Annotated in this window: 21 protein-coding genes and 1 pseudogene; 9 read left to right on the top strand and 13 right to left on the bottom strand. The window is 43.5% G+C overall.

Annotation, left to right across the window (positions count from 1 at the left end; genetic code table 11):
- Window positions 1-482 precede the first annotated feature (482 nt).
- Window positions 483-1,355 (top strand): ion transporter, encoded by an 873-nt coding sequence (locus tag Q0241_RS03265; protein WP_299373006.1) that lies wholly within the window; start codon window positions 483-485, stop codon window positions 1,353-1,355.
- Between the two features lie 42 nt (window positions 1,356-1,397).
- On the opposite strand, the gene Q0241_RS03260 is transcribed toward Q0241_RS03265, so the two are convergent.
- Window positions 1,398-2,249, bottom strand: coding sequence for a mechanosensitive ion channel family protein (locus Q0241_RS03260; RefSeq protein WP_299373003.1), 852 nt, complete (start codon window positions 2,247-2,249; stop codon window positions 1,398-1,400).
- A gap of 225 nt (window positions 2,250-2,474) precedes the next feature.
- Here Q0241_RS03260 and Q0241_RS03255 point away from each other — a divergent pair, with 225 nt between their 5' ends.
- From Q0241_RS03255 to Q0241_RS03240, 4 genes are all read left to right on the top strand, one after another.
- Window positions 2,475-2,963, top strand: coding sequence for a PAS domain-containing protein (locus tag Q0241_RS03255; protein ID WP_299373000.1), 489 nt, complete (start codon window positions 2,475-2,477; stop codon window positions 2,961-2,963).
- A 170-nt stretch (window positions 2,964-3,133) separates the two neighbouring features.
- On the top strand, window positions 3,134-3,622 hold the full coding sequence (locus Q0241_RS03250; protein WP_299372997.1) for a PAS domain-containing protein: 489 nt from the start codon (window positions 3,134-3,136) through the stop codon (window positions 3,620-3,622).
- Window positions 3,623-3,742: 120 nt separating this feature from the next.
- Window positions 3,743-4,606 (top strand): radical SAM protein, encoded by an 864-nt coding sequence (locus Q0241_RS03245; RefSeq protein ID WP_299372994.1) that lies wholly within the window; start codon window positions 3,743-3,745, stop codon window positions 4,604-4,606.
- A gap of 55 nt (window positions 4,607-4,661) precedes the next feature.
- Entirely contained in the window at window positions 4,662-5,342 is a 681-nt protein-coding gene (locus tag Q0241_RS03240) for a hypothetical protein (protein WP_299372991.1), read from the top strand.
- Window positions 5,343-5,419: 77 nt separating this feature from the next.
- On the opposite strand, the gene Q0241_RS03235 is transcribed toward Q0241_RS03240, so the two are convergent.
- The 6 genes from Q0241_RS03235 to Q0241_RS03210 all read right to left on the bottom strand — a co-directional run bounded on the left by Q0241_RS03235 (window position 5,420) and on the right by Q0241_RS03210 (window position 11,282).
- Window positions 5,420-5,974 (bottom strand): VUT family protein, encoded by a 555-nt coding sequence (locus Q0241_RS03235; RefSeq protein ID WP_299372989.1) that lies wholly within the window; start codon window positions 5,972-5,974, stop codon window positions 5,420-5,422.
- A 339-nt stretch (window positions 5,975-6,313) separates the two neighbouring features.
- The gene (gene hydA / locus Q0241_RS03230; RefSeq protein ID WP_299372986.1) at window positions 6,314-7,741 is read right to left on the bottom strand and encodes a dihydropyrimidinase; all 1,428 of its coding nucleotides are present in this window, start codon (window positions 7,739-7,741) and stop codon (window positions 6,314-6,316) included.
- 7 nt (window positions 7,742-7,748) lie between these two features.
- A complete protein-coding gene (locus Q0241_RS03225; RefSeq protein ID WP_299372982.1) occupies window positions 7,749-9,005 on the bottom strand; it encodes an aminotransferase class V-fold PLP-dependent enzyme in 1,257 nt (418 codons plus the stop codon).
- 17 nt (window positions 9,006-9,022) lie between these two features.
- Window positions 9,023-9,760 (bottom strand): amino acid ABC transporter ATP-binding protein, encoded by a 738-nt coding sequence (locus Q0241_RS03220; protein WP_299372979.1) that lies wholly within the window; start codon window positions 9,758-9,760, stop codon window positions 9,023-9,025.
- Window positions 9,760-10,431, bottom strand: coding sequence for an amino acid ABC transporter permease (locus tag Q0241_RS03215; RefSeq protein WP_299372976.1), 672 nt, complete (start codon window positions 10,429-10,431; stop codon window positions 9,760-9,762). Before Q0241_RS03215 ends, Q0241_RS03220 begins: the two co-directional genes overlap by 1 nt.
- A 68-nt stretch (window positions 10,432-10,499) precedes the next feature.
- On the bottom strand, window positions 10,500-11,282 hold the full coding sequence (locus tag Q0241_RS03210) for an ABC transporter substrate-binding protein (protein WP_299372973.1): 783 nt from the start codon (window positions 11,280-11,282) through the stop codon (window positions 10,500-10,502).
- 141 nt (window positions 11,283-11,423) lie between these two features.
- Between Q0241_RS03210 and Q0241_RS03205 the strand changes: the two genes are divergently transcribed.
- A complete protein-coding gene (locus Q0241_RS03205; RefSeq protein ID WP_299372970.1) occupies window positions 11,424-12,143 on the top strand; it encodes a FadR/GntR family transcriptional regulator in 720 nt (239 codons plus the stop codon).
- Window positions 12,144-12,617: 474 nt separating this feature from the next.
- Here the strand turns inward: Q0241_RS03205 and Q0241_RS03200 are convergent, their stop codons facing one another.
- On the bottom strand, window positions 12,618-13,229 hold the full coding sequence (locus tag Q0241_RS03200; RefSeq protein ID WP_299372967.1) for a hypothetical protein: 612 nt from the start codon (window positions 13,227-13,229) through the stop codon (window positions 12,618-12,620).
- Between the two features lie 478 nt (window positions 13,230-13,707).
- On the opposite strand from Q0241_RS03200, the gene Q0241_RS03195 reads away from it, so the two are divergent.
- The 3 genes from Q0241_RS03195 to Q0241_RS03185 all read left to right on the top strand — a co-directional run bounded on the left by Q0241_RS03195 (window position 13,708) and on the right by Q0241_RS03185 (window position 16,310).
- Window positions 13,708-14,898: a HipA domain-containing protein gene (locus Q0241_RS03195; RefSeq protein ID WP_299372964.1), complete on the top strand. Its 1,191-nt coding sequence runs from the start codon at window positions 13,708-13,710 to the stop codon at window positions 14,896-14,898.
- The gene (locus Q0241_RS03190; RefSeq protein ID WP_299372960.1) at window positions 14,891-15,115 is read left to right on the top strand and encodes a helix-turn-helix domain-containing protein; all 225 of its coding nucleotides are present in this window, start codon (window positions 14,891-14,893) and stop codon (window positions 15,113-15,115) included. The genes Q0241_RS03195 and Q0241_RS03190 overlap by 8 nt, the downstream gene beginning before the upstream one ends.
- Window positions 15,116-15,275: 160 nt before the next feature.
- Complete coding sequence (locus Q0241_RS03185; RefSeq protein ID WP_299373009.1) at window positions 15,276-16,310, top strand: IS481 family transposase; 1,035 nt, start codon at window positions 15,276-15,278, stop codon at window positions 16,308-16,310.
- Window positions 16,311-16,469: 159 nt separating this feature from the next.
- On the opposite strand, the gene Q0241_RS03180 is transcribed toward Q0241_RS03185, so the two are convergent.
- The 5 genes and pseudogenes from Q0241_RS03180 to Q0241_RS03160 all read right to left on the bottom strand — a co-directional run.
- Window positions 16,470-16,850: a response regulator gene (locus Q0241_RS03180; protein ID WP_299372957.1), complete on the bottom strand. Its 381-nt coding sequence runs from the start codon at window positions 16,848-16,850 to the stop codon at window positions 16,470-16,472.
- The gene (locus tag Q0241_RS03175; protein ID WP_299372954.1) at window positions 16,847-18,895 is read right to left on the bottom strand and encodes an ATP-binding protein; all 2,049 of its coding nucleotides are present in this window, start codon (window positions 18,893-18,895) and stop codon (window positions 16,847-16,849) included. Before Q0241_RS03175 ends, Q0241_RS03180 begins: the two co-directional genes overlap by 4 nt.
- Before the next feature lie 121 nt (window positions 18,896-19,016).
- Complete coding sequence (locus Q0241_RS03170; protein ID WP_299372952.1) at window positions 19,017-19,250, bottom strand: hypothetical protein; 234 nt, start codon at window positions 19,248-19,250, stop codon at window positions 19,017-19,019.
- 9 nt (window positions 19,251-19,259) lie between these two features.
- Entirely contained in the window at window positions 19,260-19,763 is a 504-nt protein-coding gene (locus Q0241_RS03165; RefSeq protein WP_299372950.1) for a Dps family protein, read from the bottom strand.
- A gap of 224 nt (window positions 19,764-19,987) precedes the next feature.
- Window positions 19,988-20,248, bottom strand: a pseudogene (locus Q0241_RS03160) (mechanosensitive ion channel domain-containing protein); the annotation flags it as partial.

Below are 20,248 nucleotides of genomic sequence, written 5' to 3'. Positions count from 1 at the left end.
CGTGGCACAAGCGTGCGCATAACAAAGCTTTGGTTCCCGGTCCCCCGACCTAGAACAAATTCTTCAATTCCAAGTTCTGCGCCAAATTCTTCCCCGGGCTCCTCTTCGGGGTTACCGAACGCCAACATTACCGAAACTACCCCCACTACCCTTTTGCACCAACGGATCGAACAGATCTTTTAATCTATGGTGGAGTGATATTTCTTATAAAACGATGATTTCAAACAGATGTAAATATAGTGTTATTTTTCTTGTTGCGCTTTTTCCTAACACACTTTGGTTAAAAAAGCATACACCTGCTTAAAAATTTAACTTTATACTGGGGGCAAAATAATTCAGATCGATCGCTTTATCAGCCGCGGCGGCATTACCGCTTTTCATCCAGCTACCTCTTGACCTAATGATTTCCTGCGTTAAGTAATGAACTCAAACGATCGCCGCACAGCAACAGGTAAGCACCGCATCCGATGACTTTGGACAAAATGACGCAGAACACACCCCAAACGAAGGCTGATACGCCAAGCCTATCAAACACAAAATTACGCGCATTTTTAGAAGGCAACACCTTTACCTGGGCAATTACCTCACTCATTTTGATTAATGCAGTGACTTTGGGATTGGAAACAAATTCCAGCCTGACGCCTCCGCAAACCGAGCTTCTCTATTGGGTCGACAAAGCTATCCTGATTGCCTTTTCTCTAGAGCTTACCCTCAAATTTTTTGCGTTCCGGCTAAACTTCTTTAAATCCGGCTGGAACATTTTTGATCTGCTGATCGTGACTATCGCCTGGGTTCCTGCCAGCGGCGCTTTTGCGGTATTACGGGCCTTGCGTATTCTACGTGTGCTGCGACTGATTTCTGTGGTCCCTCAAATGCGTCGGGTCATTGGGGCAATCGTTGCCTCCGTTCCCGGTATGCTTTCAGTGGTCGGCGTGCTTTCCATCGTCTTTTACGTTGCCGCTGTCCTGACCACAAAGCTATTTGGCCAACACCCTGACCCGAATATGCAGGAATGGTTTGGCACGATATCATCGTCAGCCTATACTTTGTTTCAAATCATGACACTCGAAAGTTGGTCCATGGGAATTGTCCGCCCGACAATGGAAATTTTTCCCCATTCATGGATTTTCTTCATTCCTTTTATCATCATCACAAGTTTTGCAGTACTGAACCTCTTTATCGGTATTATCGTGGATGCCATGCAAACTTCACACGATGAAACAGATGAAAAGATCACCGAGATGGCAAACATCACCCACGAAGACCTTCTCACCCTGATCAACCGTTTTGAAAGTCTGGAAAGTAAGATCGACCGATTATCAGATTCTGAAGAACAGTCCTCTCGCAAAGATTAAGTGATCGCAAAAAAACTTCTGACCAATAGAAACGCAGCCCTCTTACGACATCTCTTCCAGATCGGCAGAAGTATCGTTCAAAGCAATGGCAGCACCACCGCCGGACAGCAGCTCTATCTTCTCCCTCTTAAGGGCGCTCAACAAAGCCGTGTTCACACGATAGCGTTCTTGATAATAACGCTGGCTAGGCACCCAATACCGCAGACCGATAACAATACCGCCATAGGTAAAATCATGCACCCCAATCTGGGCACGGGGTTCATTCGGGACCAGATCATCCCCCTCCAAAACCCTTCGTAAAACATCAATGGCCCGGTCTGCATCTACTGATCCGGCCAAAGGGATACGGGTTTCGACAATTCGGTTGCTGTGTGAGTTGGTGATAACTTCACCAACAATACGCTTGTTCGGGATCGTAATCAGTTCCTTGTCTTCACCAATTAATTGGGTATAGGCCAACTTGACCTCGTGCACGACCCCACTGCCCCCCTTAACAATAATAGTATCGCCAATGGTAAAGGGCCGTGTCAGGATAATAGAAAGTCCTGCGCCATAATTGGAAAGAGGCCCCTGTATCGCCAAGGTCGCACCAAAGGCACCAGCCCCTGCCAGTGCGATCAACGGGGCTGTACTGATCCCAAAATTACCAAGAGTAATGATGATAACAAAGACGATCAAAACAACTTTGACAATGTTACCGACAAAGCCAGACAGCGTCTGATCAAACTCTTTACGCAGGCACAACCCGGTAACCTTACCGCCAATCCAGCCCGCTATTTTCAAACCGATAATCAGAACAATGATGGCCCCGATGATCTGAAATCCATAGGCAACCCCGAATTCAATCCCTTTATCAATCAGGGCTTCAGCTGTTTTGAGCTCTTCATCAATCATTATCAACCACCCAACATTACCTCGTTTCAAGATATTTACGGTCTAAAAATTCCTTACGTATATCAAAGCGTGAAGTCAGCAAAGCATCAACAGTTAATCAGCATTCCTCAAAAATTGTTTGGCTTTTTTGAATACAAATTTTAACCTATTTGCACCACACTCCTGCTATGAGGCCCACACCGCACACAAGTTTTTCTTGAATTTCATATTTGAAGGCAACTTTTAATGACAAAACCTAAAAAATTTTATAACCGGGGTTTTGACGAGAGTTTTCTGCAAAGATGTGACGATAGAATAGCTGCCTTTTATCAAATGTGGAAATCAAAGTGTAAAGATGACCGCACCCCTTCTCGAAGCGACTTTGATCCAATTGATATGGTCCGTTTTTTGCCCGGTATTACGTTGGTTGATGTTGATAAAGAAACCCAAAATTTAACTTATCGCTTGGTCGGGACAAACGAAGTCGCCGTTCGCGGGAAAGACCCCACAGGCGATAGTGTGAAAGAACACTTCCACGCAACAACTTGGGAAGATACCTGGCAAAATTATAACCATACCATCAATAACCAAGGCATCGTTTTTGATGATTTGGACATGCCAAATTCAAACGGCATTATTGTCGGTGATGAAACGATATTTCTCCCACTATCCTCTGACGGAGAATACGTAAATATTGTTATGCTTTACAGCATACAAAGAGAACCTTCCGAGTAAATTATCCTATTGAAGGTCATCATAAAAAAATAACGAAGGATGCAAATAGAGCTCGACCAAAATGTTCCCCTCTTACAAAACGGTTTAGATTTAGTTGAATATAGACTATCACATCCTTCGGCTTATCTTTAATTTCACTCTATATCACGTCACTTCCGAAAGAGTCCTTCATGACAAAACCTATGAAATTTAATGCCCGGGTTTTCGATGAAAGTTTTCTAGATCAATGCGATGCCCGAATTGCGGCATTTTACCAAATATGGAAATCAAAGTGTAAAGATGGCGTCATCCCTTCTCGAAGCGATTTTGACCCGATTAACATGGTTTGTTTTTTGCCCGGCATAACATTGGTCGATGTGAACAGTGAAACCAAAGAGCTCACCTATCGCCTCGTGGGAACAAACGAAGTTGCAGTCCTAGGGAAAGATCCGACGGGCGAGGCTGTCAAAGATAATTTTCATGCAAATTCTTGGGACGATGCGTGGGGAAATTATGGGCACGTCATTAATAAAAAAGGTGTCGCCTACGACGATTCAAACATCCCAAATTCAAATGGCGTTATAGAAAGGGATCAAACAGTGTTTGTCCCCCTGTCATCAGACGGGAAGCAGGTAAACATTGTAATGGCATACAGCATTCAACAAAAGATGGTGAGATAGCAACTAGACGTTCCATAAATTGCGTTCATAATCCTTACAGTTAAAGTCTATTACATTATTTAAAACTGACGCATAAGTCATATACGGCCCCCAACAGGAGGAAGAACCATTTATTACGATATGCCGCTCTATCGCCCTCCGAGTGAAGGGAACAACCTGATCATACAAGCGACGCTTGGGTGCTCTGCAAATTATTGCACCTTTTGCTCTATGTATAAGACCAAAACATACCGGGCCAGACCACTGGATCAAGTCTTCGCAGATATCGACCACGCAGCGAAAGAGTGGCCCACGGCAAGCCGTGTCTTCCTTGCCGATGGTGATGCTCTTACCCTGTCGATGGATAATCTGCGGGCAATATTAAACAAGCTCCACGAAACATTCCCCGAACTGACACGTGTATCGGCCTATGCCACGCCGAAAAACCTGATCGACAAATCTGTTGATGAGTTACGCGAACTTAAAGCCATGAAACTCAGCCTCGTATACATGGGCATAGAATCAGGCTCGACACAGGTCCTCAAGCGCGTGATCAAAGGTGCCTCGCACAAAACCCACGGCATGGCACTGGACAATGCAACCGCGGCTGGGCTGAAGGTATCCGCCACGGTAATCCTCGGGCTCGCCGGACAGACGGGGTGGGAAGATCATATCGCAAGTACCGCACAATTGATCAACGATCATCCACCGACCTATCTCTCAACCTTGCAACTCACCCTTGATGAGGCGACTGTTGATGAGTTCATGGCTGAGCAAGAAGAGGGTTTTACGTTTCAAGACGACGATGCAATTCTTCTAGAACAAGAACAACTGCTCAAGCTTTTGAACCCGCAAAAACCGATTATCTTTCGTTCTAACCATGCATCTAATTGTTTGCCACTGGCTGGCAATTTACCAAAAGATAAAAACAAGTTATTGGAAATTATTACTGCGGCAAAAGACCAAACTCACCTACGCCGCTCTCCGTTTATGCGCAGTCTATGATCAGAGATCTAAGATAAAGACCGTGTAATGCGCGCACTCTGATACTGGACCTGTTATGAAAAATTCCCCGCGCCTCTCCTTCCTCTCCGTCAAGAGTGTCCCAACCCTGTCCTGGAGTTCGCCGAAACCACTGAATTTGCGGCCCGACCTTGTCACCCTGATCTTGTTGATCGTTGGTTTGACAATATTTGGCCTTGGCGAAGCCCTTCTTATCGCAGCCGGAGCAGGCGTAAGCCCCTGGACCGTTTTGGCACAGGGTGTAAGCCAACAGACGGGCTGGACCATAGGTTTATCGACCTTCATCGTCAGCATGACCGTGCTTATTTTGTGGTGGCCACTCAAACAAGTACCGGGCATTGGCACCATCCTGAACGCTATTATCATTGCGCTTGTTCTGGAGTTTGTTCTCCCCTACATCCCCACACCCAATGGCTATATCTTTCAGGTCTTACTCACCATTCTGGGTATTCTGGTAACAGGCTTGGGCAGTGGCATTTACCTGATCGCCAATTTGGGTCCAGGGCCCAGAGACGGCTTGATGACAGGATTTCAGCAACAAACCAATTTACCAATTGCCTGGATCAGAAGTGGTATAGAGCTATCTGCCGTAATCATCGGGTGGTCCCTCGGTGGTGTTGTCGGCCTCGGCACCGTGCTGTTTGCTGTTTTGATAGGACCGTCGGTAGCGTGCAGTTTGTTTGTTCTGGATAAAGTGTTTGGTGGAAAAGAGACCTAGACAGATAACAGGCTGAAACACCCGTCGAATTCTATTAATACTTAGTCAATCACCTAACATTGGGACGAGGTTAAGGATTATGCAGAAGTCACCCCGAGGCGTTGGTCTCTTTTCCGAAGTAACGAAATCAACGGCAAGGCAAGTAGAACCATCCATGACTTCCCTAGGACTTGGCCCAACAGAAAATCCAGATTCCCAAAGGCAAGCTGTAGAAAAACGACACTATCGATAACAAGGCCAACCGCGCTACTGGCTAAAACGGCAAGCACTAATCGGCGTTCTTGTAACGGCGTATAAACAGCAAAATCTGCGAGTTCAGAAAGCAAAAACGCGGCAGCAGAAGCAACAACGAGCGCTGGGGGAGCAACATAAGCAGATAGTGCAGCTCCGATCACTATTGCAATCAAGGCCCATTTCTTCCCTAAGCGTCGCTGAACCATATCTCTTAAGACAAGAGCGGCCCCAATCATCAATACTCCACTTGGCGCCATGATGTCTGGACCAACAGGCAAAAGACAAGGGCCATCAACGACACAAACGGTACCAACATTACCGATCATCCAATTTGCAAACGGTATACAAAGAAGGAACGCAATAAAATAAATACCGCCTTCAACTTTTATTTTATCCATTTTCTACGCCCCATTTTAGAAAAGACCCGCTCATCACTCTTCAACATTTATTGAGAAATATCCTCAAAATTAAATGCTATAAGAGGTACCTAAACACAGGTTACATAGAAAATAACTTCTTTGTAGTGTCCAGTAGCGCATAATCAGGTGTCATCGGAAATAACATAGCCTAAAGGCTTCTAAACAATTTTAAGACTTAACTTCAAGCCTTAAAATGGAGCATATCGGTTCACTCTCTAAATTTAACCTATTTATTTCACATCCGCACAACGCAAATGTAGTAAGTAAATAGAGAAACAATTTTAGAGATCACCAAAGACATTGACTTAAATAAAGCCGTTACTTTTTGGAATAACCTAATTCACTTTTACCGCGTCTCAGGTGCTGTCCTGATGCTTTTTCATCGCTGACTTTTCCTTCTACCATGATCGTCTTACCACGAAGAATAGTGCGTACCGGCCAACCTTTCACCACCATTCCTTCGTAAGGTGTATAATCAGATCCATGGTGAAGATCGTCTTGTCTGATTGTTACCTCGCGGCGATCATCCCACAATGTGATATCCGCATCAGAACCAATCGCAAGCGTTCCCTTTTTAGGATACAGTCCATAGAGCCGCGCAGGGTTAGATGATGTTAATGCAACAAACCGTTCAATACTAATACGTCCTTTGCTTACCCCTTCCGAAAACAGAATTGGCAATCTTGTTTCAACACCTGGAATTCCGTTCGGCACCCATTTGAATGAAGTTCGAGCGCGATTGTTATTTTTGCCCGTTTCGTTCGGAGCATCAAAGTAAAAAGGGCAATGATCCGAAGAAAATAAATCAAACGTGCCATCGCTTAATCCTTCCCAGATCGCATTCTGACTATCTGTGTCACGCGGTGGTGGTGAACAAACATATTTCGCGCCTTGGAAATCCATATTGAGCCCCTTTAAATCTTCTTTTGTCAGGGCAATATATTGAGGACAAGTTTCAGCGAAGACTTTCATTCCCCGACGTCGCGCCCATTGAATTTGCTCCATAGGGTCACGACCAGAGACATGCACAATAACAACAGGTACATCTGTTAACTGGGCATGACTGATTGCACGGTGAGTAGCTTCGCGCTCTGCTATTTGGGAATGTGCTTCAGCGTGATAATATGGCGCGCTATGGCCTTCAGATTCAAGTTTCTGAGTCATGAATTTTATTGCGTCGTTGCCTTCAGCATGCACCATAACCAAGGCTTCTTCCCGTCGCGCAACATCAAAGACTTCTAGTAACTCCTGATCGTTCAGTACGAGATCATCATACGTCATGAATACTTTGAATGATGTATATCCATCACGAACCAATGCAGGCAATTCTTGCCCCAACACAAAAGGCGTCGGGTCAGAAATGACAAGGTGAAATGACACATCAGTGAAACATTTTCCCTCCGCTTTACGATGATAATCCTCAACGCATTGTCGTAAGGATGTACCTTTAACCTGCATCGCAAACGGTAACACAGTTGTATTTCCGCCAGCCGCGGCAGAAAGTGTCCCCGTTGCAAAGTCGTCAGCCATTTTGGTGCCGTCAGATGTCGGTTGATCTAAATGAACATGCGCATCAATACCGCCGGGAAGAACATGCAAGCCAGTGGCATCTATTACCTCGGATGTATCGGTTATAGATTCAGATATCTCAACGATCACACCATCTCGGATGCCAATATCCGCGACGAAGCGATCAGTCGCGGTAACAATTGTACCGCCTCGAATTGTCAGATCACATTTAGCCATACCACACTCACGCCGCTAGATTGTTGCTGGTAATTTCATCAAGAGCCTTACAGAGACTATCGACTTGCTCGGTAGTATTATAGTGAACCATCGACACCCGTATGACACCACCGGCACCTTGCTCACCAAGGTTTTCCACTAATCGGCGTGCATGAAAGTCGCCAAATCTGATTGCAATATCAAATGAGTCCATCTTTTTGCAGACATCATTAGAATCTAGGTTGTCGAGCTTAAAAGATATTGTCGGCACACGCGTGGAAGCAACATTCTTGTCAGGTCCAATCACTCGGCAATCATTGCGCCCATTGAGGTACGTCAGCAGCTGATTAGTCAACTCATCTTCACGCTCTGTAATGGCATTATACGCGGCCTCCAGCTTCTCACGTGGGGTTCCCGTTCCACCAACATGTTCCCCAAGAGCAATAAGGTAATCGACAACGCCTACTGTGCTGTAAGCCAATTCATAATTTGGATTGCCCGGCTCTAGCTTCCCCGGCACTTTATCTTTTCCATAGAAGTAGTGATATTGCCCGTCCAATTCAGACAGCAGGTCATATTTACCATACATAACAGCTGTGTGCGGTCCGAAGCATTTATACATGCTAAAAACATAATAATCGACATCCCACGCAACGACATCAATTGCGCGGTGAGGAGCATAAGCAACAGCATCTACACAAATTTTTGCGCCGTGCTCATGAACAAACCGAGCATAATCTGCAACTGGGTTTACTTGTCCCAATATGTTTGACACATGGTGTACGCAAACTAACTTTGTCCGGTCTGTCATCAGCGCGGCTAAGTCTTCGAGACGCAGTTCAAATGTTTCTTGATCAATCGGCCAGAATTTTATCTTTACACCAAATTCTCGCAGACGATCCCATGGCCCAATGTTGGATTCATGGTCCGCAACCGAGATAATAATTTCGTCACCTTCAACAAACTGGCTACGCATAGAGTTCGCAAGAATTTGAACCAGCGCGGTCGTCGAATGACCAAAGACAATTTCTTCGGCGCGATCCGCATTTACTAACAGCTGAACAGCCTTACGCCCATCCATAAGTGCTTCGGCAGCAGCCAGTGACACGTCGTAAGTTCCCCCTATCTGCACATCACGATGCGTTAAAAAATCAGTGATTTTTTCAATAGCACCGGCCACTGTTTGTGATCCGCCAGCATTATCAAAGAATGTCCATTTACTTTTTAGCCCCGGGAAATGTGATTGAACAAATTCCTGATCTATTTGTTTTTTTATTACACTCATTTTGCTTCTCTCTCCGCTCAATGGTTCAACACAGCACTCAAAAAATTCTGTGTTCGAACTTCTTTAGCGTTGGAAAATATATCGTCAGGGGTACCCGATTCTATAATTTCACCACCATCCATAAAAATAACTCGGTCGGCAACTTGGCGGGCGAAACCCATCTCGTGAGTAACCACAATCATCGTGACGCCAGTATCTGCCAAATTCTTCATGACATCCAAAACCTCGCCCACCATTTCTGGATCTAACGCAGACGTTGGCTCGTCAAATAGCATTACGCGAGGTTCCATTGCTAACGCACGCGCAATAGCTACACGTTGTTGTTGTCCACCTGATAAGTGTTTTGGATATTTATCCGCCTGTTCAAAAATTCCGACACGCTTCAAAAGCGTATCAGCATGCGCTTCAGCATCCACCTTACTAGCTCCGCGCACCCGCATAGGAGCCAGCATAACATTTCGACGTACGCTCAGGTGTGGAAACAAATTGAACGATTGAAAGACCATACCGACTTCAGCGCGAATTTTAGCCAGTGATTTCCCCGGTATTACAGGGGTTTCGTCCACAATTATTTCACTACTGCGTTCGAACTTTTCAAGGCAATTTATGCAGCGAATTAGCGTTGATTTTCCCGAACCAGACGGGCCAACAACGCACACAACTTCACCTTCGGCAACATCCAGATCAATGCCTTTTAAAGCCTTGAAGTCACCATAGTGTTTCTCAAGGTTTTTTATACTTACAAAACCAGTCATCAGCTTTCTCCTGCCCCAAACCTGCGCTCCATTCGAGACACAGCGGCCACCAACGGCCAAAGAAACAAAATGTATATAATCGCAGCCCCGATTAGCGGGCTTGGATTTGCTGATAGAGCCTGAGCTTGGGTTGCTTGCTTGAGCAAATCAGGCATCGCAACAACCGAAGCGAGCGCAGTGTCCTTGACAACATTAATGGAGTTGTTCGTCAGCGGAGGAATAACGATTTTAACTGCTTGCGGTAAGATTACATCAAGCATCATATGCCGATAACTTAGGCCAAGAGCTTGTGAAGCTTCGAACTGACCATTTGGGATTGCCTGAATTCCTGCACGGAAAATTTCCGCGGTATAAGCAGCAGATACTAACGTTAAGGCGAGCATCGCTGACCAAAACGGCGACAAGCGAATACCGATAAACGGAAATGCGTAATAAACAATTATCAATAAAACCAATAACGGCAGTGATCGGAATATATCAATATAAACACGCGCTAAAAATTGCACCGAAGACGGTGCATAAAGTCGAACAAGCGACAAAAGAAGACCCAAAATCAGACCTGCAACAATACTTACAGTTCCAAGTTTTATCGTGATCCACAATCCTTTCATAAGCATTGGAAATGCTCTGATTAGGACCTCAGAATTAAAAAAGGTTTCGATAAGTTCCATGATATTCCCATTACTCAGAGTAATGCCCGATCAGGATGTCTGGTCGGGCATGATTTAGCTTCTCAGGATCAAGGAATATCCATCACAGTTACAGTCGATGTTGTGTCTTCAGGCGTCACACCAAACCACTTTTCATGTAAGCTAGCGAGGAAACCTTCAGTCTTCAATTCGGTCAAAACATCGTTCGCCTGCGCTACAAGTGCTGCATCTTTTTTGAACATCATTGAATATCGTTCGCCAGTTTCAATACGGGCGACAACTTTCAGGCTAGGCTTGTCTTTAACGTAGTATAACAAGGCAGGAATATCAGAGATATAACCGTCTATTCGTCCAGCTGTAAGATCAAGCATCGCAGATGACAAACCTTCATAACGACGGATCTCAGAAAACCCGACTTCAGCATTGTGCTTCGTTGCCCAGACATCACCCGTTGAACCTGTATCAACACCGGCAACTTTACCTGACATTTCTGCTACAGACTCAGGGCCTCCTGCTTTGACTGTAAGGGACTGGTCACTGTCATAGTAAGGCTGTGCAAAAGAAACAGATTCCAAACGCTCTTTGGTAATTGTAATTGAAGATATCGCGACATCTATTCGGCCTGACTGAACAGCAGAAAACAGTCCGTTGAAAGGAATGTTAACAATTTCCACATCATGACCGAGGCGCGATGCAACTTCTGTCACCAAATCAACTTCAAACCCCACATTTGCGCCTGTCTCGTCTTGAAATTCCCAAGGTACATTCCCGATATTTGCTCCAACTTGCAGCGTATCGGCATAAACAGTCGTTGTAATCCCACTCGCCAGTGCAGCAGTAGCGAATACAGTTTTGAATTTCTTAAATAGCATTTCCGACTTCTCCCTAATTTTGACTTGTTTTTAATCCGATAATTGGTCATACCGGTCGGACCAATTAGGGAGTCAATCCGATGCCGCGTCAAGAAAATAATTTCCCGTTACAGATATAAACTGTAAAGTTTGGATAAATGAATGAACACAAAAGTGGATTTTGACAAAACTATGATTGACCGGACCCCGGTGTCACAGACCGTTGCACGCCAAATTCAAAAGATGATACAATCCGGCGAGATAGAGGCATTACAGAGACTTCCATCACAACGTCAACTGGCAGAAAAACTCGGTGTTTCACGATCATCCCTCCGTGAAGCATTAATGACACTTGAAACACTTGGTTTTGTCAAAACGTATTCAGGAAGCGGAACCATTGTCTGTGACCCAAACGCCAATCCGCCCCCGGATAGTACTCATTGGCGTTACGCAAAACGGTATGACATGAGTGACGTATTTGAAGTACGGATGTTACTCGAAGGACGTCTTGCAAAGCATGCAGCCCAAACAACGACAGCAGATGATATTAATATATTAAAAACTGCGACAGATAGAATGGAAGCGGCATGGGAAAACAATGATCTGATTGTCAACGTAGAGGAAGATCAGGCATTTCATCAACATATAGCAAGGAAATGCCGTAACGTTTTACTTTCTCAGCAATATGAATCAATTGTTCCTTTACTTATAGAAACGCAACGCCAGCCGATACCCTTTACAGCAGTGAACAGAATGGCAGAATCTATCGCCGAACATCGCGCAATAATCAAAGCACTACACGAGCGCGACGCGAATGCAGCAGAAAAAGCCATGAATCTACATATCAAAAATACAGCAAAATGTGCTGGTGTCGTAGTTTAAAAAGTCGGCCAAAAGAACCTATTCAGGCCTTAAAACCACCTTAAAGATGGGGATATTACAGGAAGAAGCTCGCAAAACTCTGACAAATTTATCAAGCTTAATCATATTCTAAAACACTTAGAATCAGCAACGTGTTCCATTTATTCATGTTGTAGGTCGTCACATAAGTTGTCATCGCAAATAACGGAATTTAAGGCTTCTAGACAATTTCCGACCTTAAAACAAAGCCTAAAAATGAAACATAAGATGTCATCCGCCTAAATCTTGAACCCAAATAGTGTCATTTCACAAAATTATTCTAATTTACTTCACATAAGGCACATTATGCGAATCACGGCTCAGGGAGCCGGGCCTTATTTTAAGATGTGTCCGAGACAAGAATAAGCAAATTTCTTTCTCAGAAAAAGCACAAAAAAAATAGCCCGGGAAATCCCGAGCTATTTGAAATCTTATTTCTAATTAGATTTTATAAAATCACATTTTGAGTTTTGATCTCTGCTTTTTACGATTTGGCTTCAGAGTATCGGCGTTTGCAGGTTGCATTGAATTATCGCTCCACTGTGTGATTTTTCGCTTTAGAGTTCGAATATTACTGAATTCGTTTTCAGAAAGATAATTTTTCAAATTTTTTGTTACCTGCCGCATTCCAATATGAATACTTTGTGGTTCAGTTGGATCGCTGAAGACTGGGATAATATTCGACGCCTCGCACATAACCTTGAAACGCACGTCCCTCAACAAGCCATAATCATCACATAACAATTGAAGACTGTAATTTGCAGGCAATGCTTTTACCGACTGCCTGAGAGCACCCAAATAACAATCATTTGCATCTTTTGTACTCACGTAGGTGTGAACAATTAGCCCTGTTAAACAATCCATAACAACGGCCAGATAAATTCTGTCACATCCTATGATTTTGAAGTCGGGACAAATGACTGATACGCGATACCTCAAATTCGCGGATACTTTGTCATTAACATCCGCTCGAATTTCTTTTTGTGTAATGTGAATATCTGTACAACTAGGTGTAAGGTTAGGGCGTGTGTTAAAGGTTTCTGCTTTGGCCACTGTATTTTTTTCCATCGTAATAATTCCTATTTTTAATTTATTGTTCATCCATGATTGGACCTCAGAAATTAAAAATAGGGTCGTTTTTAAATTTTTTTGGAATGGGTAATTAAATTAAATAAAATGAATTAAATCATTTAAAATCGATATTTTTCTATTTTTATCCTATTGATAATAAAAGAAAATAAATTAATTAAATTCGATTATTTTTAAATCGTCATTTAATTAATTACCAACATTAGCTATATTTATTTTTCAAATTACTTACGAGATCAACCAGTAAGAACTCATTATTCATTCTTTAAAAATTTTCCATTACATAAAACGAACCTTGGTATCTTTATTGATACCATCACCTTATAACCCGTAAGCTTGGTATTGAATTCGCTCCCATTATACAATTAGTACCATTTAAAATACCAAAACTTGAAAAGTATTGAATTTAATACTATATCTATATAGCAATCTAACAATAGTATGGATTTAGGTACCAATGGCAAAACTAAGATACGGTATAATTACCTTTAAAGGCCATCCGGTAGGTACTTTAACTGAAACTGCGGCGGGTGGTACGGTATTTGAGTATTATAATGACGTGCCTGAAATTGCCTGTGCATTGCCCCGTTCAGAATCAACACACACATACAATTATGGCATCCATCCCGTATTCGCCCACCTTGCCCCAGAAGGGTGGCTGAGGAATCGTCAAAGTGCGATCGCTGACGCCGATGTAGAAGATGACTTTGGTCTATTATTAGCCTTTGGCGCAGATTGTATTGGCGCCATCGGGATTGAAGACCCCGATGCACATGGGAAAAAATTTGTAGCAAAGCCCAATATCGATCTAGAAACAGAAGCAATAACTGAAAACCGTAGAACTATATCTGGTGTTCAGGCTAAAATTCTTTGCTATCAAGACGGTCATTCTTTCGTACCAGCATCAACAAATAGCCCAGCATCACACATCGCCAAGTTTGCTCGTGAAGACCTTATAGATATTGTTAATAATGAGGCCACAACTCTAAGGCTTCTAGAAACCCTTTTACCAAAACATCAGGTAAATACGTTTCAAACCACCGTAATAAGTTCAATTAACAAGCCTGCCCTAATCCTAAAACGGTTTGACCGAGAGGGCCCTGATGCAAACATAAAACTTCGATGTGAGGACTTTGCACAAGTCATCGCTATCCCTCCGGGCCGTCGCCGTGAAAACAAGTATGCAGTAGATTACACAGCTCTTCACGAAGCACTAAAGTATTCAGAAGCCCCCAAAATTGATGCCCTCTTAGTTTTGGAAAGGTTGATTGCGTATGCAATTCTTGGCAACACCGATTGTCATCTTAAGAATTGGAGCTTACTTGAAACAACAAATGGGCTTCGGCTAGCCCCTATCTATGATGCACTGAATTGCTATATTTATGGGGAACAAAGTTACTCGACAGAATTTGGATTGAAACTTGGTGATCATGCCGTGCAATGGGATCAAGTAAATAGGGAAACCATTTTCGAAATAGGTAAGTACCTTAAATTAAACAAAGCCATCGTTGAATTGACTTTTAAACAGATATTCAAAACCAAGGAACACCTATTTCATAACTTATATGAGCCCCTTGGTTTAAACGAACATCGTACCGCACAATACCGTGGGTCAGTTGAAACCAAATGGAGTGATTTCTATGACTAACGAATTGACCCAAAATCTCCCGAATTTAGTTGAGCTCGGAAAACAAATAAAAGCAAAGAGAAAGGCCGAAGGCCTAAACCAAAAAACACTTGCTGCACTTGCTGGCTGCTCCCATGTGCCAGTTGTTCATTTAGAAAGAGGTACTGGGAAGTTAAATTTAAACACCGCATGGAAAATCATGGATGCCTTAGGTATGACAAAAGCGTCATCAGATTGAATATATCCCGTTTAAACAACTTAGATGAATTAGTTCCGACTTAATCTGACACCACCCTCTTTTCACCAGAGTGAATTAAGGGTGGTGCATCTCTTGAAAGAGAGTGTGGTTATCCGTTTTGATGGTGGTGCGAACCAAACTATCAAAGAAGGAAACCACAATATTGAATACTACAGATAAGATCATCAAACACAAAGCAGGGCTGCTTAACCTGGCCGAGGAACTGGGTAACGTTTCTAAAGCCTGTCAGGTGATGGGTTATTCGCGAGATACATTTTATCGCTACAAGTCAGCCGTTGATGAAGGCGGTGTAACCGCTTTACTTGAGCGCACTCGACGCAAGCCGAATATAGCCAATCGAGTGGATGAGACAACGGAACAGGCAGTAAGGGATTTTGCTCTTGAATTCCCTGCTTATGGTCAAGCACGAACCTCCAATGAATTACGCAAGCAGGGTGTATTTGTCTCACCTTCGGGCGTGCGTTCGATCTGGTTGCGTCATAATTTGGCCAACTTTAAGAACCGATTGAAAGCACTGGAAGCCAAAGTTGCAGAAGAAGGTATTATTCTCACAGAGACCCAGGTACAGGCGCTTGAGAGGAAGAAACACGATGATGAGGCCTGTGGGGAAATAGAAACCGTACACCCTGGCTATTTGGGGTCTCAAGACACTTTCTATGTCGGCACACTCAAAGGTGTGAGGCGCGTATATCAACAGACATATATTGATACCTATTGTAAAGTGGCTCATGCCAAGCTCTACACCACCAAAACACCCATTACAGCTGCTGACTTACTCAATGATCAAGTGTTACTCTTTATGGAAGAGCATGAACTTCCTGTACTCCGTATTCTGACGGATAGAGGCACGGAATATTCTGGTCGACCTGACAAGCATGATTACCAGCTATTCCTCGCTATTAATGATATTGATCACACTAAAACTAAAGTCAAACATCCGCAGACCAATGGCATCTGCGAACGCTTTCACAAGACAATTCTGCAGGAATTTTACCAGATTACATTCCGCAAGAAGGTTTATCAGTCCATAGAAGAGTTGCAAACTGATCTCGACCAATGGCTCCATCACGACAATACTCAACGTACGCATCAGGGAAAAATGTGTTGCGGAAGAACACCCTTCGAGACAATGATCGAGGGTAAAAAAATCTGGAAGGAAAAATTCGTGAATTGAATTTGACCTGACAGATACCGCCACAAAACGGCTAACTGTCAGATCAAGTCGCGACTACTACATTTAAATAGTATTATGCAACAGCCCCCAACAGTAGCTTCTTCCTAGAATCTACAAGCATATACTTACCTATTAAATCTTAAACAACGGCGTTTTCTATCAACGACAAGGTAATTTTTCCTCTATAATTTCTAGAAGATCTTCCACCACAAATGGTTTAGTCAAATATCCGCTCGCCCCCTTATCAAACGCTTCCTTGATCGTTTCCCTCGCCTTACGAACGGATAACACAAGCACCGGAAGTTTATTGTCAGGTTGGATTTTTTTAATCTCAGGAAGAATTTCCAATCCATCAATATCCGGTAAACCAAGGTCTAAAACCACCAAGTCAGGGTAAACCTTTTTACAAAGTTCCAAGCCTTCAAGAGCGGTGGAAGCTTCGTGAAATTCAGCACCTTCATCCTCGAGTGAGACCCGCAAAAAAGTTCGAATGGAGGGCGTATCATCAATCGCTACTATTTTTGTGCCGTCCAAACTCATGCCAATTCATTCCTTTCTTTTTTTCCTTCCCCAAATGTTTTTTTCTCTGGCGATTTTGCCTTTGCCCTGTGCGCAAATGACTTCATATTGGGGAACCAGAGGGAAAATTCAGCACCGCCAGATTCATGATTACGAACAGTGATGCTTCCCTGCTGTTTTTCCATAACTGCTTTGGATATAGCTAACCCCAGGCCGGTTCCTGCTACTTGAGAATCAGACTGCTTTAAACGTTCATATTTATCGAAGACAGCCTCTAATTTCCCTTCCGGAATACCAGGTCCTTGATCTTTTACTTTGAAGGCAAAGCCATTATTCTCTGCACAAAGTCTAATCATAATCTTTGTGCCTTTGGGGGAGTATTTTACGGCATTATCAACCACGTTTTGTAACACTTGCTCTGTCATCATTCTATCCATCATGACTTCAAAGGAAGCATCAGAATTATTGACAACCAATTCATGATTTAAGAGACGTTGGCGCATTCTTTTTTTGATATTCTGTAATATTTTTTCTGGATTGACCCAATCAACATCAAACGTAATTTCACCACTTTCGATACGTGTCATATCCAAGATATTTGAAATAAAGCTGTCCAAACGCTGAGATTCTTCCAAAGCGGTATCAATCAATTCGTCCGATGTTTCACTATCCAGACGCCCCGCTTTCTTCATTCGGTTATGAACACTCAAACTGCCAATGATTGACGCTAAAGGTGTTTTAAGATCATGAGAAACACTGGACAAAAGCATCGCGCGTAATTTTTCACGCTCTTCGCGCATGCGACTTTCACTCATCATCTTGGTCAGCTCAATCCGCTCAAGAATACTGGCGGCCTGATCAGCAAGCGCAGAAAGAAGCCGCCCAAAAGAAGAATCCAGCCGAATATGTAGTGGTACTTTAATCGCGATAACACCAATTTCGCCATTATGTGTTGTCAGAGGCTCAAAGCGCCAAATAGAATCAAACCGGCTGGCGGTTCCAAGCCCCGTTGTTCGCACCTCATCCCAACACAATTGTAGTGATTTATTATCCTCAGGCGTTAAATCTGCCTGTTCAGGGTATACCAGCTCTAGTGCATCTGGATTCATTGCAGGGGGAAGAAAGAATGCGATATCCATTTCCAATAATCGGGATAGCTCATCATAAAGTATAGCCAAAGCACCGTCCCTATCAGATGCCTCACTCGCAAGGCGATGTACCTTGTACAATGCCTGTGATCTTTTCTCCTTACGGGCTAATGAGGTGGTCCATGCTTTATTGTAGCCCCCCATAACAGATATAATAACCGCAGAAGAAAGGAACACGAATAAACTGACGGCGTCAGCTGTATGGCTTATTCCAAATCCAGAATATGGGGCAACATAGAAATAATTTATCGTTGAAAACCCGGCAATAGCAGACACCAAACCAGATACAAGCCCATACCGAAGAGATGTAATAATAGATGCAACCAAGAAAAAGGCCGTCACGTTATGTACCTGGGCTGTCCATCCAATTCCAGATACCTGCATACGTAAAATTTCTGACGCGATATAAGCGAGCGCTACAGAAACTAACGCAAACCCGATTTCTTTTAGCTTGATATCTTTTAACTGTAATCTGTCAAACCAACTCGGTGTATACTGCCTGCCCACAAGAGGTACAATCTGGACACCTGTAGAGAAAACCCTGACCTCTCGCATAACACGTTCCGCAAGAGAAGCTTTCAATTCATTCAAAAAGCCCTCTTTACTGCTTTGTCCCATTATCAACGTCTGAATGGGCATTCCTTCGTCATGGGCAGATGCTATAAAATTTCTAATCCCACCAATAACATCACCATGCTCCACAGTGTGAACATTGGCCCCCACTTCTTCTGCTACGGTCAAAAGACGAAGTATCCGCTCTCGAGCATCCCTCTCTAGCGTGAAATGTTCAGGCGTTTCAACATACAACACTCCCCAAGGGAGGCCCGTTTCTCTGGATTTATTCGCTGCAGCACGCAGTAACACATTGCTTTTGGGATGTGCATCGATACAGACTAAGATTTGATTTTTGTTTTTCATCTTCGTACTTTTGATTATGACATTTTGTCCATCATTTTAGTCTGTAGGATATAAATTCTCCATAAAGAGATGAAAAAAGGCGGCACAAAGGCCGCCCTTTACTATATTTCATTTGAAGACGCTAGTTTGCAGCATCCTGAAGCTCATCACCAGCATCCTCAATAGCGTCTCCGATGTCTTCACCAAGAGTACGATTGGGGTCCAACTCTTCAGAAGCGTCTTCAACGCCATCGCCAACTTCTTCAGCAGCATCACCAAGTCGCTCCCCAAGGGTGGGGTCGTTCTGCAAGCTGACACCGACAACAACAGCAACCAAGACTGCGGCACCGATCAATACCATATATATTTTTTTCATAATCACCTCTTATTGTATTGTCGAACGAAGCATCCATGCCGCTTCGTCATGCGCTGCCATCCGGGCCACCATCATATCAACAGTAACTTCATCCCCAGAATCTTCGGCAACCCTAAGAACCTCACGCGCTTCCTTTGAACAGGTCTCATTATCCCGGAGCAAATTCTCAACCATCTGCTTCGCATCATCTGGTAACGCATCATCCTCATCCACAGAAGACAAATCCATATAAGCTTTAAAAGTACCCGGCGTGAAATGTCCGAGAGCGCGAATGCGTTCAGCCAACTCATCACCCGTCTTATGTAAGCCTTCATATTGCTGCTCAAAAAGTGAATGCAAACTATGAAACTGAACGCCCGTTACATTCCAGTGATAATAAAGAGCTTTCATATATAACGTATAAGTAGAAGCAAGGAACCCAGAAAGCTTTTCAGCTACGTCGGCTCTTTGCTTTTCCCTAACACCAATATCGACAGCTTTATCATCCATAATTTTTAATGTAGATACCGTCAAAATACTCTCCTTTATCTAATCTTAACGTACTAGCGAATTGACCAATCACGCGCAAAATCACCCTTGCCAATTAAATTTACTTAACACTCGCAAACGAGTTTGGCTTATGGGTAGCCCATGAATTCGGGATACAGTTAATCATCCCTGTCTCTCAAACGAACCTATGGAGTTTTACTTCAAGACGCAGTACGTTCGTGCAGGAAGAATCATCAATTATGTATAAATTACGACTTAGCTTGGGCTTCTTCCGGCTCTGATTTTGGCTGGTTATTAAGAACGTCAAGACCACTGCGGATGTGTAGATCTCGTTGCGGGAATGGAATCTCTATGCCGTGCTCTTTAAAAGAATCCCAAATGGTGAACATTACATCGCTCTGTGCGCGCCAACGCCCCGTCGTCACATCTTCCAGCCAGAATGTAAGCAAGAAATTGACCGAATTATCGCCGTACTCCCGCATAAAACACTTGGGATTATGCTCTCCTTC

The sequence above is a fragment of the uncultured Kiloniella sp. genome, assembly GCF_937128705.1.
Lineage (GTDB): Bacteria > Pseudomonadota > Alphaproteobacteria > Kiloniellales > Kiloniellaceae > Kiloniella.
This window is presented reverse-complemented; position numbering and strand designations above follow the sequence as displayed.

What these genes read in the sequence shown, in the direction of transcription:
- Q0241_RS03265 (WP_299373006.1), top strand. Translation starts at nt 483, where the DNA reads ATGACGCAGAACACACCCCAAACGAAGGCTGATACGCCAAGCCTATCA.
- Q0241_RS03260 (WP_299373003.1), bottom strand. Translation starts at nt 2,249, where the DNA reads ATGATTGATGAAGAGCTCAAAACAGCTGAAGCCCTGATTGATAAAGGG.
- Q0241_RS03255 (WP_299373000.1), top strand. Translation starts at nt 2,475, where the DNA reads ATGACAAAACCTAAAAAATTTTATAACCGGGGTTTTGACGAGAGTTTT.
- Q0241_RS03250 (WP_299372997.1), top strand. Translation starts at nt 3,134, where the DNA reads ATGACAAAACCTATGAAATTTAATGCCCGGGTTTTCGATGAAAGTTTT.
- Q0241_RS03245 (WP_299372994.1), top strand. Translation starts at nt 3,743, where the DNA reads ATGCCGCTCTATCGCCCTCCGAGTGAAGGGAACAACCTGATCATACAA.
- Q0241_RS03240 (WP_299372991.1), top strand. Translation starts at nt 4,662, where the DNA reads ATGAAAAATTCCCCGCGCCTCTCCTTCCTCTCCGTCAAGAGTGTCCCA.
- Q0241_RS03235 (WP_299372989.1), bottom strand. Translation starts at nt 5,974, where the DNA reads ATGGATAAAATAAAAGTTGAAGGCGGTATTTATTTTATTGCGTTCCTT.
- hydA (WP_299372986.1), bottom strand. Translation starts at nt 7,741, where the DNA reads ATGGCTAAATGTGATCTGACAATTCGAGGCGGTACAATTGTTACCGCG.
- Q0241_RS03225 (WP_299372982.1), bottom strand. Translation starts at nt 9,005, where the DNA reads ATGAGTGTAATAAAAAAACAAATAGATCAGGAATTTGTTCAATCACAT.
- Q0241_RS03220 (WP_299372979.1), bottom strand. Translation starts at nt 9,760, where the DNA reads ATGACTGGTTTTGTAAGTATAAAAAACCTTGAGAAACACTATGGTGAC.
- Q0241_RS03215 (WP_299372976.1), bottom strand. Translation starts at nt 10,431, where the DNA reads ATGGAACTTATCGAAACCTTTTTTAATTCTGAGGTCCTAATCAGAGCA.
- Q0241_RS03210 (WP_299372973.1), bottom strand. Translation starts at nt 11,282, where the DNA reads ATGCTATTTAAGAAATTCAAAACTGTATTCGCTACTGCTGCACTGGCG.
- Q0241_RS03205 (WP_299372970.1), top strand. Translation starts at nt 11,424, where the DNA reads ATGAACACAAAAGTGGATTTTGACAAAACTATGATTGACCGGACCCCG.
- Q0241_RS03200 (WP_299372967.1), bottom strand. Translation starts at nt 13,229, where the DNA reads ATGGAAAAAAATACAGTGGCCAAAGCAGAAACCTTTAACACACGCCCT.
- Q0241_RS03195 (WP_299372964.1), top strand. Translation starts at nt 13,708, where the DNA reads ATGGCAAAACTAAGATACGGTATAATTACCTTTAAAGGCCATCCGGTA.
- Q0241_RS03190 (WP_299372960.1), top strand. Translation starts at nt 14,891, where the DNA reads ATGACTAACGAATTGACCCAAAATCTCCCGAATTTAGTTGAGCTCGGA.
- Q0241_RS03180 (WP_299372957.1), bottom strand. Translation starts at nt 16,850, where the DNA reads ATGAGTTTGGACGGCACAAAAATAGTAGCGATTGATGATACGCCCTCC.
- Q0241_RS03175 (WP_299372954.1), bottom strand. Translation starts at nt 18,895, where the DNA reads ATGAAAAACAAAAATCAAATCTTAGTCTGTATCGATGCACATCCCAAA.
- Q0241_RS03170 (WP_299372952.1), bottom strand. Translation starts at nt 19,250, where the DNA reads ATGAAAAAAATATATATGGTATTGATCGGTGCCGCAGTCTTGGTTGCT.